Origin of the sequence: Prevotella sp. SGI.167 (assembly GCF_050313615.1) — a bacterium.
Lineage (GTDB): Bacteria > Bacteroidota > Bacteroidia > Bacteroidales > Bacteroidaceae > Prevotella.
This window is the reverse complement of sequence record NZ_JBNPLT010000001.1, coordinates 101,515-116,457: the sequence shown is the minus strand read 5'-3', so window position 1 is coordinate 116,457 and position 14,943 is coordinate 101,515. Positions and strand designations below refer to the sequence as shown.

Sequence of the window (14,943 nt, the reverse complement as noted above, 5' to 3'; positions counted from 1 at the left end):
AACTTGCCCATAGCGCTGTGCATTGGTTATGCATCAGGCGCTATGGGCAATTCATTAGAACCCTTCCAGTTCGAAATATTCATCTTCCAGTTCGATGCTTTCTGAAGAGTTGCTGTCATCAAAATAGATGCCGGTATCTTCTTCCTTCTTCTCTTTCTTCTGGTTTGGAATCACGAGGGTTCCGTCGTCTTTCTTTTCCTTCTGGTTTGGAATCACGAGGATTCCGTCGTCTTTCTTTTCCGGAATCTCTTCCTTCTTGCCTTCTACTTCGAGTTCTCCGCTGCTTAGCGGTTCGTCCTGTGGGGTTATTGGAACTGTCAGCGTGTTATCTTCTTGTGATTGTTCCGCTTTGGGCGATTCTTCAGAAGTAGCCTCTTCTGAAGAAGGCTCTTCTTCTGCTGCTGGAGCTGTTTCGGCAGGTTCGAGAAGCAATGGAAGCTTGCTGACAGGGAGAGGGGCGAAATGCTTGCTGTAGAACTTCTCATACTCCTCGTAGGTATGGCTGGTACCCAGGAGCTTCAGGTTCGGCTCGCTGATGACGTAGGCACGTACATTGCCCAGCAGACGCTTGATGGCGGGCTGCTGGTATACGGCGTTGGCGTACTGGCGGGCTTCGTCATAACTGTTGAAACCACTAATCTGCATGCGATGCAGTCCCTCCAAGTCCTCGATATTAATATCGAAATAGCGTGCCATGTAGGAGGTAAAGTTGTACTTCGCCATCTCGAAGAGCAGCTGGTTCTCGTTGGTCTTGTCCGGATCGTAGGCAAGGAGGAACACGAAGCTGGCATTGCGTTCCGGGCTATATCCCTTCTGCCTGGTGGAATCCCGGTCGTTGAGCTCTATGCTTCTGCGGGTCCATACGTCGTTGAGGTCGAATTTGCCCCCATAGAGTCGTCTGCCGGCATCCACGCCGTTGATGATCATACCTGCCATCTCGCTCAGACGGCTGTCGGGATACTTGCTGACCACTTCCTTGAGGTCTGCCAGGCAGCTCTTGATATCGCCGTCGTTCAGCTTGCTGAGGCCGCCGATGAAGAGGAATTTATCACGGTTTGCCCCATCAGGGAAGCGGTTCCGTGATATCTGGGCGTTCCTTTCCACCTTTTCATATTCCCCGTCCCTGAAAGCCTGATAGGTGAGCGTGTAGAGAGAATCTTCTATCTGCACCCCCCGCTTGGCATTCTCTGCATAGTATGGGTCGGAAAGGAGGGTAGTCCACTGGCTTTCCGGGTATTCTGCCTTCAGTTTCTGCAGATAGGTCTGTGCCATCTCTGGTTTCCGTTCTCTGGAATAGAGCAGATATAGATGGTAGTAGGCGTCATCCAGATGTGCATAGTCTGGATGGTTGTTGACCAGTCTCAGCAGGGATTTCCGGCTCAGTGGCAGGTTGTCGAGCTTGTCCTTGAAGATGACTCCGGCATGATACAGACCGTCTTCCAGCAGCTTGTTGCTCTCAGCCAATTGTTCTGGGGTGAACGGAATCTGTGCCAGGTAATACTCGCGTCTGTGCGGATCGTTGACGGCACTGTCTGAAGTCTGCTTGAGTAAATCTTCCTGTTCGGCAGCCTGTGCCAGCGAGTCTCTCTGTTCATCTGTTATCTCTTCAGCTCCGGCAGCGTTGGCAACAACGGTCTTGTTGATGCGTTGCCAGTTGTCCACGTTATCTCGCTTGCCCCAGAGTTTCTGGAATTGCGCCTTTCCCTGGCTTACGGTCAGCGGAGAGTAGAAATACCATTGCCCGTTGGCAGGGGTGTTGGCGCTATTCTCATTGTTTTTCTGCGGGCTGTTGCTGGAGGCAAAGTTGTTGTTGTTGGCAAGGTTGCCGCCGTCCTGCCGGAGGGTTGATTCCGCTTCTTCCTCCGCCTTTCTGTTTCTTTCTTCCTTTTCCTTCTTTTTCAGGGCGTCAATAACCCTGTCGATGGCAGCATTGCGTTCTTTCTCGCTCATCCTGGCAAGTTGCTGCAATGAGTCTTGCAACTGCACGGCATCGGTATAGGGCACCAGTTCATCGAGCACCTTGGATCGGTTGGCGAGTTGCTGGTAGTCCTTTCTGTCCTTATCCAGCAGTCCGATGGCTTCTCCGTAGCATCTGCGTGCATCGGAGAATTTCTCCTTGGTCCAGTACAAATCGCCCAGATGCAGCAGCAAGACGCCTTTTTCTATGCCGTTGCGGGTAGATTTCTGATTGCCTTTCTCGTATGCCGTTATGGCTTGCAGGGTATCTTTCCTGCTGAGGTGTATATTGCCGATGGCATAGTATATCTGGTCCTGATATTCTTTGTTGTTGTCGGAGGCAGCCATTCGTTTCAGCCTGCTGATCATCTTGCCGGCATTGTCTTTCGCCATCACTTCGGTCATGGCAATGCGGGCGTTGAAGGCGAGTTCGTAAGGTGGATTCTGGCGAATCACGTGCCTGAAGGCTTTATAGGCTTCTTTCTTGTTGCCGATGGATGCCTGAAGCTGTCCCATCAGATACCATTCGCGTGCTTTCTGCTTGCGGCGCATCTCGTGGCTGATTACTTTCCTGAGGTAAGGAATGGCCTGCTCGGCATTGCCGGTGTGGATATAGTAATCGGCAAAGGTATAATCCCATTCTTTCTGGGCACGCCAGTGGATGGAATCGCGAAGTATGTTGCGAATCACGTCTTCGGCATCGTAATTCCAGTTCTGCTCGATATAGCATTTGGCGAGCCAGGCCCGGGCTTTGCCGTAGATGGCGGGCTGGGTGGCGTAGAGGCGACTCATATAGGAAAAGGTGGCGGCTGCCGACTCGAAATCTCCCTGATAGAACTGCGAACGGCCCATCAGCATCCATGCCTTCCAGAGGAACGGGTTGTATTCCCGGCGACTCAGCCATTCGATGTCTTTGGCTGTCTTGCGGCGGTTTTTGGTCCATTCCGGTCTTCGCTTGATGCTGTGCTGATGGATGGCCTTCTCGCATTTCTCGATGGCGCGGTCGAAGTTGGCCTTGCCGATTTCCCGGCTGTTCTTGTTGCTCACGGTATAGAGCGGAATCTGCTCGGTATAGTTGTCCTTGTTTCCCGTCTCTTTCTCCAGCGAACCATCGATATAGGCGAGTGTACCATTATAATAGGTGTTGTACTTTGCATTAAAGGCGTGCCACCATCTGCTCTGCGCTGTATTCTTCTGCGTAGAGCATCCGGTAAGAATCAGGGCTGTCGTCAGGAAGACAAAGCCTAGGGCGTAATGAAAAGTATTCTGTTGTTTCACCTTATTATATTATCTTTATGAATGCCGGAGCATCTTATATCCCTTGGCGAGGGCAAAGAGGATGATGCTGACGAATATGATGGTGGCGCCTGAAGGCACGTTGAGCAGATAGCTGGCATATAATCCCACCAGGCAGTCTATCCATCCCAGCAGGATGCTGACGGCAATCATGTTCCTGTAATTGTTGGTAAAGAGATTGGCGCTCATCTGCGGAATGGTAAGCAGGCTGATGGCGAGTACGATGCCCACCATCTTCAGCGTGGCTACAATGGTCATGGCGATGAGCGTCATCATCAAATATTCTATGGCTGTGACGGGCAGGTGCTGCGACCTGGCAAACGTGCTGTCGAAAGCAATGTTCTGAATGGGGCGCAGCAGGAATGTGAAGAGCAGCGCAACGATGAGGGTGAGACCGCCCAGCAGCCACAAGTCAGCACTATCGATGGCTAGGATGCTGCCAAAGAGGAAGGAGGGAAGATCGGGCATGAATCCGGGTGTAAGGAAACAGCAGATGATGCCCACACTCATTCCCAGTGTCCAGAACATGGCGATGGCAGAGTCTTTGCGCACGTCTTTCTTCCTGGAAATCCATTGTACGCCAAAAGCACTCAGTATGGCAAAAGCCATGGCTGAGAAAATGGGGTTGAGCCCCGCATATACACCGATTCCGATGCCACCGAAAGAGGCATGGGTGATGCCGCCGCTGATGAAAACCAGTCGGCGGGTAACTATATAGGTTCCGATGAATCCGCATAGGATGCTGGATAGGAAAGCTCCTATGAGCGCATTCTGGAAAAATGTATACTGCAGTATATCCATTACTTTGAACTTTGAGCTTTGAACTTTATAATTAGCGGAGCTGCTGAACATTTAAGTTTGAACTGTAAAATTCTAGCTTAAAAAGTTGATGACTTCATCTTTCAGCTGGTTAGGAAGGTTGATGCCCCGCAGAATGAGGCTTCTGTTCCAGCCGGCTACTTCTTCTGGTTGCATCGTATAGAGCACCTCTGAGAATTCCTCCACCTCTTCGTCGGTATAGGAATCGGCTTCGCGACCAGCAAACCGGTCGAGGTCTTCGTCATCGTAATATTCTATTTCCTTGATGGCTGCTTCCATCATGCAGTCCTGTTCGCATTTAGAGTTTTCCCCATTGCAGGTGTTGCACGATACTCCTTCCTGCAAAGGTTCCTCTTCCTCTCCCTTGCGATGAGAGAAGATACCGAACAGGGCGCTTATCAGGCCTAATACCACCAAGGCTAAAACTAAATATAGCATTTACTTTGAACTTTGAACTTTGAATTTTGAGCTTTGAACTTTATGATTAGCAAAGGCTGTAGAATTCTTCACTTTTTATTCTTCACTCTTCACTTATTTCAAACCCTACTTTCTTGAGGTCCTCCCAGTATTGTGGGTAAGACTTGCTCACAACTTCCGGGTTGTTGATTTCTATCTGTGGAAACTTGAAAGCGAGAGGAGCGAAAGCCATAGCCATGCGATGGTCTTCGTAGGTGTCGATAGGAGCGAACGTAGGCTCGCAGGTTTCACCATCCCAGATGAGCGTATTGTCATTCTCATCGCGAATCACATAACCCACCTTCTTCAGTTCCGTCTTCAATGCTTCGATACGGTCGGTTTCCTTGATCTTCAAACTGGCAAGACCGGTAAACTTGAACTTGACACCAAGGGCGCAGCAGGCTACTACGATGGTCTGAGCCAAATCTGGTGAGCCCGTGAAATCATATTCGAATTTCGGCAACAGGCAGCGATTCGCCTTCAAGGCAACAGTGCTCAGGGTGTCGCGACTTTCGAATTCGCTCTTTACACCCAGCAGACTGAAGATGTATTTCACAACCGAATCGCCCTGCTTGGAGCTGTCCATTAGACCTTCGAGCTTGATGAGGGAATTGGAATTGCTGTTGAGGGCCATCATCTCATACCAGTAAGAAGAGGCGCTCCAGTCGTTTTCTATCTGATAAGGAGTGCTTTTATATGGCTGCGGTTTGACGGTGATGGTATCCATATCAGTCCATTCTGCTTCAGCACCATATTCCCTCATCGTCCAGAGCGTCAGGTCGATGTATGGTCGGGATGCAATTTCGCCTGTCAGTTTCAGTTCCAATCCGTTCTTGAGGATAGGACCAATCATGAGGAGGGCTGAGATGTATTGCGAACTGATGTTGCCCACAATTTCCAGATGGCCTCCTTCCAGCGGCTTGCCCTTGATATGGAGTGGGGGATAGCCTTCCTTCTTTTCATAGGTGATGTCTGCGCCCAGATAGCGAAGGGCATCTACCAGAATGCCTATAGGGCGGCTCTGCATGCGCTCGGTACCCGTGATGGTGTGTTCACCTTCTGTAGAAGCCAGGTAAGCAGTCATGAATCGCATGGCAGTACCTGCAGCTTTGATGTTGATGACCTCTGGCATATCCTTGAGGGCTACAATAATCACCTCTGTATCATCACAGTCGCTCAGGTTGTCGGGCTGGATGTTGCTTCCTGCCATCGCACTGATGACGAGCGCTCTGTTGCTGATACTTTTGGATGCAGGCAAGTTGATGCTTGCGTTGAGTTGGCTTGGAGCCTTGATTGTATATTTCATATTCTATATTCTGCTGTTTGATGATATTGAATCTGTTTATTTGTCATGGAAGGTGCGGGTCTGAATGTCTTTCAGCCTGATGGTTCTTCCCTTGGCCAAGACATTCGGAAGGTCGAATTCTTCTTCTGGCATCTCATTCCATGCTCTTGTGGTGGTTCTTGCCTTCTTCGGACCCGGAATGAGCGGCGAATAGTACAATACCTGTCTTATTCGATAGGCTTGATCTGGAGTGAACCGCATGCTGTAGCAGATGCTGTAATCCATCAGATTGTCTGCCTGCCATTCTTTTCCCTGATTGTTGGAGCGTTTGGCAAGTTGTTTCACCGTGAATGTCGTATCTGGCTTGATCTTTTTGGCTTCTGCCATGTAGCTGACGAGCCATTTGTTATACGCTATTCTGTTGTAGCTAGGTGTATCTTGACAATAGTCTGAATCATCATCGTCATCAGCCGGCTCTGATTTGTCTTTCTTGTCTGGCTTTTCGGAGAATGTGTGGAAAAGTCCCAGATAATGCCCCAGTTCGTGGGCCAGCGTGGCATTCGGATCTGCTGTATTATACTGATAATTCTTCTGCTTCTTGTCGGTCGTATATCGGGTACCCTCGTATTTCTTATCCACATAGATGGCATTGAGGGATACGCAGTATGGGAAACTGTTTGGCTTGCTGAGCGGATAATTCTTGCCGTTGGTCAAGCCTTCCAAATCAGGATAACCGGCTACCTTGTAGGGTACATTGCTGATGCCAAGAGTTGTCGACGTTGCATCGGTATTCTTGAAGGTATAGACCATCACATTGATGTAGTCGTTTTGGTTCCAGGAGTATTTGGCGTTCGACTTGCTGCGCATGAACTCTTCACAGTCTAGGGAGTCTTCTGCTATCTTGATGTATTCTACGCCTGGCGTCTTCAGTTTCTTTCCATTGAGGTCGTATTCGGCAAGTTCGAACTGTATATGGAGGTTCTCACTCTCGATGGTGTCGAGACTGATATTATATACATTGCCTTGATATAGCTCGTTGACATTGTCTAGCAGCTCCTTGAGTCGGGCATTGGATATATACTGTTTCGGGTTTTTGCTGTCTTTGTAGAATACATGGAATATGACGGGGAGATGGTAGATGTAGTCATCTCCCGTAATGATGTCACTATCCCTATCCTGTCCGTTGGCAGTGATGGGTGAATCTCCGATGGTTCCCTCTGAGTCTTTGCAAGACCAAAGCCCAAGTGTGGCCAATATGATGATGAAAATTGTAAAATGTTTCATGCGTATACCTTATTATATGATATAATTTATGATATATTTTCTGCAAAAGTACAAAATAAAATGAACATAAGCTAGCAAACGGGCGAAAAAGTTTATGTTTCTGATGAAAAAAAGTTTCTTTTATACGACATGAAATGATAAATGAGTTTACAATATGTAAAGAGATGATAGGTAAAATAGGGTATTATTTCTTGTAACTACTTTCAAAGTGCGTAATTGGAGGTGCAAAAATAACAAATTGTAATTCTGTGTACGTTTTCACGGAAAAAGTAAAACTGGGGCAAAAAATAAAATAAAATTGCGTTAAGAGAATATACAACATTGAGAATTTCATTGTATCTTTGCACCAGAAAAAAGAAATAAACAACAACAAATTCAATCTAAAAAATTAAGAATATGAAACGAGTTATATTATTCTCATTGATGGCTTTTATGACTGTAGCAGCTTTCGGTCGTAAGCACGTAGAGAATGCAACAGTAGTAGCTGACACTATTTTCTATGCAGAAAATATGAGTAACGTAGCAAGTGCAGAGCAGGCTAGTTATTACAGACTGCTAATGACTACTGGCACAGGCGTCAATAAGAAGGATGTGTTCCAAGACTTCTATATGAATGGTAATCTCCGTGCTGAGGGTGGCTACAGCTTTGTAGATCTCGGTAACGATCGCAATACTATCTTCAATGGTGAGGTTACTACCTACTATAAGAATGGTAAGGAGAAGTGGCATGGCAAGTATGTCAATGGCAAGCGTGAGGGTTACTTCACTCTCCAGCTCCGTGAAGGCGGTGCGGCTGTCGTTCAGTTCAAGAATGGTAAGTCTGTTCACGATTACTTCATGGTAACTTACAAGGATGGTACTACAGAGAAGAGAAATCTCTCTGAAATCCAGCAGTTCATGTAAGATTTAAAACCTTGGAAACGGTTTCTTCATTGGAATTAAAGAAAATCTCTCTTATATAAATTAAAATTTTATGTTGATATGACCAATATGGGGATGGCTTCCGTGAGGAAGGTACATCCCCATCTTTTTTCTGATATGTGCGTAACTGAAAAGGGCTGGCGAAATCTCGCCAGCCCTTCTTTTGCCTTTGTATTTGATATCTGAATCTTTTGTCTCTCTAGGGATATCTGATTAGATGTCTAAATCAACTTCTACAGGACAGTGGTCGCTGCCCATGATTTCTGTATGAATCCTGGCTTCTGTTATCCTGTCTTTGATGCTGTCGGATACCAGGAAGTAGTCGATACGCCAACCTGCGTTCTTCTCACGGGCCTTGAAGCGGTAAGACCACCACGAATAGGTTACTTCTTCCGGATGAAGATAACGGAAACTGTCGGTAAAGCCGTCGCTGAGGAGGATGGTCATCTTTTCTCGTTCCTCGTCGGTGAAACCTGCATTGCGACGGTTGGTCTTCGGATTCTTGATATCGATTTCTTCGTGAGCTACATTCAGGTCACCACAGATTACAACAGGCTTCTTGGCGTCAAGAGCCTTCAGAAACTTGTGAAAATCGTCTTCCCAAGTCATTCGATAATCCAGACGCTTTAATTCTGTCTGAGAGTTGGGGGTATAGCATGTAACGAGATAGAACTGCTCATATTCCAGAGTGATGATGCGGCCTTCGTGGTCGTGTTCTTCCACACCCATACCGTAGCTTACGCTCAAAGGCTTGTGCTTGGTATAGATGGCCGTACCTGAGTATCCTTTCTTTTCTGCATAGTTCCAATAACTCTCGTAGCCTTCAAAGGTCAGATCGAGCTGTCCTTCCTGCATTTTTGTTTCCTGCAGGCAGAAAAAATCTGCATCGAGCGCCTTAAACTGGTTCTCGAAGTCCTTGCCAACGCAAGCGCGAAGGCCATTTACATTCCAGGATATAAACCTTAACATCGTGTTTATTGATTATTTTATAGTGATTAGTGATTACTAATAGACTCTCATGCCAATCAATAATCACTAATAACTAATCATTATAATAATTAAATTCTCTTTGTTTCTCCTCTCAACAGGTTCATGAACTCCTGACGGGTATTCAGGGAATTGAATACGCCACTATAATCACTTGTTGTTGTAATGGAATTCTGCTTCTCCACACCTCTCATCTGCATGCACATGTGCTTGGCTTCAATCACAACCATCACTCCCTGTGGATTTAAAGTCTCTTGGATGCAGTCCTTAATCTGTTGTGTAAGGCGTTCCTGCACCTGCAGACGATGGCTGTAGATATCTACCACACGTGCTATCTTGCTGAGACCGGTAATCTTTCCGTTTGGGATATAGGCTACATGAACCTTTCCGTAGAAAGGCAAGATGTGGTGCTCGCACATCGAGAAGAAGTCGATGTCCTTTACAATTACCATCTGGTTGTACTTTTCATCAAACAAGGCATCTGTCAATACCTTATGAGCATCCTGGGTGTAGCCGCGGGTCAATATCTGCATAGCCTTAGCCACACGCATGGGAGTATTTGCAAGACCTTCACGCTCAGGATCTTCACCCAAGAGTTTCAATACTTCTTTATAGTGGCCTGCGAGTTCGTCTAATCCCTCGCGAAATTCTGTTTCTGGATTCATATCTTATTTACTTTGAACTTTGAGCTTTGAACATTGAACTTTATTATTAGTAAAGCTGTTGAATTCTTCATTCTTCACTCTTCACTTTTTAATACTGCACTGTAATCTGTCCCTTTACGAGGCAGGCTTGCTTGTATCCAAGTGCTTTTACCTTAATCAATACCTTCCGGGCATCGTTAAGGTTGCGGAAGTTGCCCATGCGGCAAATCCATCTTGGTGAGTAGAAATGAACATATACTGGCTGTTCCGGGAATTTCATCTTGAGTGTATTGCCAGTCTGTTCTGCTTTCAGACGGTCGTTGCGTGAATTGCCTCCGGCATAAACCTGTACTCTATATCCTGTAACCTTATAGCTCTTGCGCATCACTTTCTTGCGCATGTCTACAACAGTGTTGTCTGTTTCGTCTTTTGGGGTTTCTGATTTTTGCGCGTTACTTGTATGGACACCTTCTTTGGCTGTCTCATGGCGCTGAGGTTCAGTCTTCTTTAATGAGTCTGGACCCTGTTTGTGCTGAGTAGTAGGAGTTACTCCCTTCTGCTGAGTATCTGTTCCGTTCTTTTGTGGTTGTGGTGTAGTCTTGGTCTTGTCGTCTTGGGGCGTAATCTTCTTTCCGTTAACCAATTCATCTATTGCCTTGCTTTGGTGAACGGTCACAACACCCTGTCCCTGATTCTTCTCTTTCAGATGATCCAGGTAAGTTTGAGCATGAGCGGTCATGCTAGTACTGAGGATGATAATCAATAATGTGACGAATTGTTTCATGACTATTCCTTTTATTATTAATATCGTAGTTTTGATGAAGAAGGGATGCTTCTTCACTTAGAAAACATCCCTTCAATTTTTTATTAAGTCTGTAGACTTATTAATTACTTCTTCCAAGCGTCGATGATACCCTTGAAATCAGCAGCCTTCAAAGAAGCACCACCAATCAAGCCACCGTCGATGTTTGGCTTAGCGAAGAGCTCAGGTGCGTTGCTAGCCTTGCAGCTACCACCGTAGAGGATTGATGTCTCCTCAGCAGCCTCGTTGCCATACTTCTCAGCTACGATAGAGCGGATGTATGCCAACATCTCCTCAGCCTGGTCAGAAGTAGCAGTCTTACCTGTACCGATAGCCCAGATTGGCTCGTAAGCAAGGATGATGTTCTTCCAAGCCTCAGCGCTCAAGTGGAATACTGAACCCTCCAACTCTGCCTTAACAACCTCGTTCTGCTTCTCTGCCTCACGCTCCTCGAGAGTCTCACCGCAGCAGAAGATGACCTTCAAACCGTTAGCCAAAGCCAACTCTACCTTCTCCTTCAAGATCTCTGCTGTCTCGCCATAATACTGACGACGCTCTGAGTGGCCGAGGATAACGTACTGAGCACCTGTGCTCTTTACCATCTCAGCTGAAACTTCACCTGTGAAAGCACCCTTAGCCTTGTCTGCGCAGTTCTCTGCACCGAGACCTACAATCTCTGAATCCAAAACCTGAGCTACAGAAGCCAAGTGGATGAATGGAGTACAGATTACTACGTCGCAGTTTGGTTTGTCTGCTACCAATGCCTCGTTGATCTCCTTAGCGAGAGCAACACCGTCCTGCAGGTTCATGTTCATTTTCCAGTTACCTGCTACAATTTTCTTTCTCATTTTTCTTTTCTTTTTAAAAGTTGATAATATTCTGTTTGAATTCTCTTTCTTTCTAATCCATGCGCCCCATGCCCAGAGCCTGTCGGCGATGGTGAGTAATACCAATGGTATGACGAACCATGAAACCATGCCTGCTATCTTCTTGGCTGCACTTACTTCCGGCATCTTACCTATCTCTGTCTGCTCCAGCGGCTTGCCTGCTATCTCCGTCATATTTGGGAGATCATTGTGGCTCCATTTCTGGATAATGGTTCCGTCTTTTAGCAAGAGCAGACCCGGATTGCTGCGGATCACAGTCTTCAGCGTGGTCTCGTCAGTGAGATAGAACGGATACTCTGCGCCTGTGATGTCTTGCCAGTGCTTGATCCCTTTTTCGGTACTTGCCGTAAGGCAGATGAACTTGTAGCCATGATCATTGGCGTATTCATAGATCTCATCGATGTTCCCAAAATTGGCATCATCGGCAAATTCCAGATGGGGCGAAACCAAGATGAAGGTGTATCCCTTACGATGGATCACCTCTTGGGTGATGTCTAGCCCCGTCTGAGTGTCTTCGATACTGAAATCGTGGATAGGAGGCACATATCCCTCTTCTGTCTGTACCGTCTTACTGTCGATGAATGTCCAGGTAGAGTCTGGGTAGTTGTCTATCGTGAACTCCTTTCGCTCTCCGTTCTTTTCCAGAATGAAGGTCGTATCAAACTTAGGCTGTTTGGCTCCCTTAGGTATTTCCATCCCTTTAGCGATGTTGGCACCGATATGATATGGGCGGAAGTCGAATTGTGGAAGTGTCCACAGACTCCATAAGCTTACGCAGATAGAGAAGATGAACGTATAATTGATTACGATCCATTGAGTCGGCTTGGATATCAGTCGTTTCATTTCGAACGGCTTTCTCCACAATAAGAGAGCTATCGCTAGGAGGATGATGTTCTTGATGAAAGTCTCTGTATTCGATAGGATAATGGCATCACCGAAGCATCCGCAGTCTTTTACAGGGTCTGCGATGACTATCCATAAAGTAATCAGCGTCATCACGCTCATGATGAATAGAGTAATCCGGCTTACCTGCCTCCTATGGATGGCAAACAGCAGGAAAATACCGATGGCAAACTCTATCATTCCTAGCAGAACCGACATGCCAAGTGTACTCCATGAGGGGAATATCCAGTCAATATGCAGTGCTTCCAGATAGTCGGTTATCTTGTATTGCGTACCCAATGGGTCCATTCCCTTCACGAATCCTGAGAATATGAAGGTTGTCGCCATGAGCAATCGCCCGATATTCACCGCAATCTTGGTTAAGATATGAGTAGCCTTATTCTCCATTTGATTTATTCATTTACCCTTATTCGCTCATCTTGATGGCTCCAAACACGGCATAGTTGATGATGTCCATATAGTTGGCATCAATGCCTTCTGACACGAGCGTGGCACCAGCGATATCTTCTATTTCCTTTACGCGCTGAATCTTGGTAAGGATGAAATCAGTATAGCTGCTGACTCTCATCGAACGCCAAGCCTCGTCATAGTCATGGTTCTTCCTGAGCATCAGTTCCAGTGCTTCCTGTGCATGGAGGTCATATAACTTCATTGCCTCTTCTGGCGTCATGTCTACTTCATCCACGAATGGCTTTTCCAGCTGGATGAGTCCCACAATACCATAATTAATAAGGGCGATGAATTCCGGACGTATGCCTTCGCCAACCAAAGATTCTTTCTTGATTTCGAGCGAGCGGATACGCTTAGCCTTGATATAGAGCTGGTCTGTCAGAGAAGAAGGGCGCAAGATTCTCCAAGAGGCTCCATAATCATGAAGTTTCTTCTCAAATAATGCCCTGCATTCACCCATGACAGCCTTAAACTGCTGTTCTGTTTTTAATAAATCTGCCATAATAATTTCGAAATTCGGTGCAAATTTACGCATTTATTATGAAATAGCCAAATAATTATTTTGTATTTTACATAATTTGCAGTAACTTTGGATAAGTTACGCTGCATTCGGAAGAAAAAATAAATCGCAATTTATTTTGTTTTTCGCTCATTTTGCAGTAACTTTTGATAAGTTACGCTGCATCTCAACAATAAAAACAAAAAAAATCTTTTTTTATTTTGTATTGTCTTCGATTTGCAGTAACTTTGCACCCCGAAAGAAAAAAGAGTATGAGAAATTTGACCAATGCCGAACTGGCACAAATACTGGATAAGGATATATTTCATAAGATTTCAGAGGTAGCGGATTCGTTGGCTGTGGAATGTTATGTGGTTGGTGGATATGTGCGTGATCTTTTCTTGGAGCGACCTTCCAATGATATAGATGTCGTTGTGGTGGGTAGTGGTATTGAGGTAGCTTCTGCCTTGAAAACATTGCTCGGAAAGAATGCATATCTCTCTGTGTTCCGGAATTTCGGAACTGCTCAGGTGAAGTATCATGATATGGAAGTGGAGTTTGTGGGAGCCCGTAAGGAGAGCTATAACCATGATTCCAGAAAGCCTATTGTAGAAGATGGAACTCTGGAGGATGATCAGAACCGCCGGGATTTCACTATCAATGCAATGGCTATCTGCTTGAATAAAAAGCGATTCGGCGAACTTGTAGATCCGTTCGATGGCGTTTATGATATGGAAGATGGTATTATTGCCACTCCTCTCGACCCAGATATTACCTTCTCTGATGACCCGCTCCGTATGATGCGTTGTGTGCGTTTTGCCACTCAGCTCAATTTCCAGATAGAAGATGAGACCTATGATGCTCTCTCCCGTAATGCCGAGCGCCTGAAGATCATCAGTGCCGAGCGCATCTGTGACGAGATGAACAAGATTATGCTCTCTAAGCATCCTAGCAGTGGATTTTATTATTTGAAGGATACAGGTCTGCTTGACCTTATCCTGCCGGAACTGGTAGTGATGGATAAGGTGGAAACACGGAACGGCAGAGCGCATAAGAACAATTATGACCATACGATGGAGGTGCTTGAGAATGTATGCAAGCATTCTGATAATCTCTGGCTTCGTTGGGCGGCACTCTTCCATGATATCGGCAAACCGAAAAGCAAGCGATGGGATAACAGCATCGGTTGGACCTTCCATAGCCATAATATCATAGGCTCCAAGATGATTCCGAACATCTTCCGCCGTATGAAACTGCCGATGGATGCAAAGATGAAGTATGTACAGAAGCTGGTGGAACTCCACATGCGTCCGATTGTGATTGCTGATGAAGAGGTAACGGATAGTGCCGTTCGCCGTCTGTTGAATGATGCAGGCGATGATATCAACGATCTGATGACCCTCTGCGAAGCAGATATAACCAGCAAGAACCAGGTTCGCAAGCAGCGTTTCCTGGATAATTTCAAGATGGTGCGTGAGAAACTTGTTGATTTGCAGGAACGTGATTACAAACGTCTGCTCCAGCCATGTATCGATGGCAATGAGATTATGGAGATGTTCCACCTTACTCCATGTCGCGAGGTTGGTACCTTGAAGCAGTATCTTAAGGATGCTGTACTGGACAATAAAGTGGCTAACGAGCGGGAACCATTGATGGAGCTTTTGATGAAGAAGGCACAGGAGATGGGACTTGTAAATGCAGAAAACTTAAAATAGAGAATAATTTTTGTTAAATAACGGCTCCATGCGAGCCGT

General features: G+C 46.2%; 12 protein-coding genes. 2 read left to right on the top strand and 10 right to left on the bottom strand.

The genetic code is table 11. The annotated features are described in order from the left end of the window. Positions 1 to 54: 54 nt before the first annotated feature. The 5 genes from ACQRBJ_RS00460 to ACQRBJ_RS00440 all read right to left on the bottom strand — a co-directional run bounded on the left by ACQRBJ_RS00460 (position 55) and on the right by ACQRBJ_RS00440 (position 7,096). A complete protein-coding gene (locus ACQRBJ_RS00460) occupies positions 55 to 3,234 on the bottom strand; it encodes a tetratricopeptide repeat protein (RefSeq protein ID WP_445302606.1) in 3,180 nt (1,059 codons plus the stop codon). A gap of 15 nt (positions 3,235 to 3,249) precedes the next feature. Then, on the bottom strand, positions 3,250 to 4,053 hold the full coding sequence (locus ACQRBJ_RS00455) for a metal ABC transporter permease (RefSeq protein WP_445302605.1): 804 nt from the start codon (positions 4,051 to 4,053) through the stop codon (positions 3,250 to 3,252). 72 nt (positions 4,054 to 4,125) lie between these two features. Next, positions 4,126 to 4,509 (bottom strand): hypothetical protein, encoded by a 384-nt coding sequence (locus ACQRBJ_RS00450; protein ID WP_264950773.1) that lies wholly within the window; start codon positions 4,507 to 4,509, stop codon positions 4,126 to 4,128. 82 nt (positions 4,510 to 4,591) lie between these two features. Then, entirely contained in the window at positions 4,592 to 5,833 is a 1,242-nt protein-coding gene (locus ACQRBJ_RS00445) for a 3-phosphoshikimate 1-carboxyvinyltransferase (RefSeq protein ID WP_445302604.1), read from the bottom strand. Between the two features lie 36 nt (positions 5,834 to 5,869). Beyond that, positions 5,870 to 7,096, bottom strand: a complete 1,227-nt coding sequence (locus ACQRBJ_RS00440) for a zinc-dependent metalloproteinase lipoprotein (RefSeq protein WP_294967866.1) — start codon at positions 7,094 to 7,096, stop codon at positions 5,870 to 5,872. 396 nt (positions 7,097 to 7,492) lie between these two features. Here ACQRBJ_RS00440 and ACQRBJ_RS00435 point away from each other — a divergent pair, with 396 nt between their 5' ends. Continuing rightward, positions 7,493 to 7,999 (top strand): VCBS domain-containing protein, encoded by a 507-nt coding sequence (locus tag ACQRBJ_RS00435; protein ID WP_441931750.1) that lies wholly within the window; start codon positions 7,493 to 7,495, stop codon positions 7,997 to 7,999. A gap of 231 nt (positions 8,000 to 8,230) precedes the next feature. Here the strand turns inward: ACQRBJ_RS00435 and ACQRBJ_RS00430 are convergent, their stop codons facing one another. The 5 genes from ACQRBJ_RS00430 to ACQRBJ_RS00410 form a co-directional block, all read right to left on the bottom strand. Beyond that, entirely contained in the window at positions 8,231 to 8,986 is a 756-nt protein-coding gene (locus tag ACQRBJ_RS00430; RefSeq protein WP_295346767.1) for an exodeoxyribonuclease III, read from the bottom strand. An 89-nt stretch (positions 8,987 to 9,075) separates the two neighbouring features. After that, the gene (gene folE / locus ACQRBJ_RS00425; protein ID WP_294967861.1) at positions 9,076 to 9,669 is read right to left on the bottom strand and encodes a GTP cyclohydrolase I FolE; all 594 of its coding nucleotides are present in this window, start codon (positions 9,667 to 9,669) and stop codon (positions 9,076 to 9,078) included. An 88-nt stretch (positions 9,670 to 9,757) separates the two neighbouring features. Continuing rightward, entirely contained in the window at positions 9,758 to 10,432 is a 675-nt protein-coding gene (locus ACQRBJ_RS00420) for an SPOR domain-containing protein (RefSeq protein WP_217761832.1), read from the bottom strand. Positions 10,433 to 10,536: 104 nt separating this feature from the next. Then, positions 10,537 to 12,627 (bottom strand): BT_3928 family protein, encoded by a 2,091-nt coding sequence (locus ACQRBJ_RS00415; RefSeq protein ID WP_294967858.1) that lies wholly within the window; start codon positions 12,625 to 12,627, stop codon positions 10,537 to 10,539. Positions 12,628 to 12,646: 19 nt separating this feature from the next. Further along, on the bottom strand, positions 12,647 to 13,192 hold the full coding sequence (locus tag ACQRBJ_RS00410; protein ID WP_228117710.1) for a DUF1599 domain-containing protein: 546 nt from the start codon (positions 13,190 to 13,192) through the stop codon (positions 12,647 to 12,649). A gap of 269 nt (positions 13,193 to 13,461) precedes the next feature. Between ACQRBJ_RS00410 and ACQRBJ_RS00405 the strand changes: the two genes are divergently transcribed. After that, positions 13,462 to 14,904 carry a CCA tRNA nucleotidyltransferase gene (locus ACQRBJ_RS00405; protein WP_441937295.1) on the top strand — a complete coding sequence of 481 codons (1,443 nt, stop codon included), beginning with the start codon at positions 13,462 to 13,464 and terminating at the stop codon, positions 14,902 to 14,904. The last annotated feature ends 39 nt before the right edge of the window (positions 14,905 to 14,943 follow it).

Excerpts from the sequence above, each read along its gene's own strand:
- ACQRBJ_RS00455 (WP_445302605.1), bottom strand. The coding sequence starts at position 4,053 with ATGGATATACTGCAGTATACATTTTTCCAGAATGCGCTCATAGGAGCT.
- ACQRBJ_RS00450 (WP_264950773.1), bottom strand. The coding sequence starts at position 4,509 with ATGCTATATTTAGTTTTAGCCTTGGTGGTATTAGGCCTGATAAGCGCC.
- ACQRBJ_RS00445 (WP_445302604.1), bottom strand. The coding sequence starts at position 5,833 with ATGAAATATACAATCAAGGCTCCAAGCCAACTCAACGCAAGCATCAAC.
- ACQRBJ_RS00440 (WP_294967866.1), bottom strand. The coding sequence starts at position 7,096 with ATGAAACATTTTACAATTTTCATCATCATATTGGCCACACTTGGGCTT.
- ACQRBJ_RS00435 (WP_441931750.1), top strand. The coding sequence starts at position 7,493 with ATGAAACGAGTTATATTATTCTCATTGATGGCTTTTATGACTGTAGCA.
- ACQRBJ_RS00430 (WP_295346767.1), bottom strand. The coding sequence starts at position 8,986 with ATGTTAAGGTTTATATCCTGGAATGTAAATGGCCTTCGCGCTTGCGTT.
- folE (WP_294967861.1), bottom strand. The coding sequence starts at position 9,669 with ATGAATCCAGAAACAGAATTTCGCGAGGGATTAGACGAACTCGCAGGC.
- ACQRBJ_RS00420 (WP_217761832.1), bottom strand. The coding sequence starts at position 10,432 with ATGAAACAATTCGTCACATTATTGATTATCATCCTCAGTACTAGCATG.
- ACQRBJ_RS00415 (WP_294967858.1), bottom strand. The coding sequence starts at position 12,627 with ATGGAGAATAAGGCTACTCATATCTTAACCAAGATTGCGGTGAATATC.
- ACQRBJ_RS00410 (WP_228117710.1), bottom strand. The coding sequence starts at position 13,192 with ATGGCAGATTTATTAAAAACAGAACAGCAGTTTAAGGCTGTCATGGGT.
- ACQRBJ_RS00405 (WP_441937295.1), top strand. The coding sequence starts at position 13,462 with ATGAGAAATTTGACCAATGCCGAACTGGCACAAATACTGGATAAGGAT.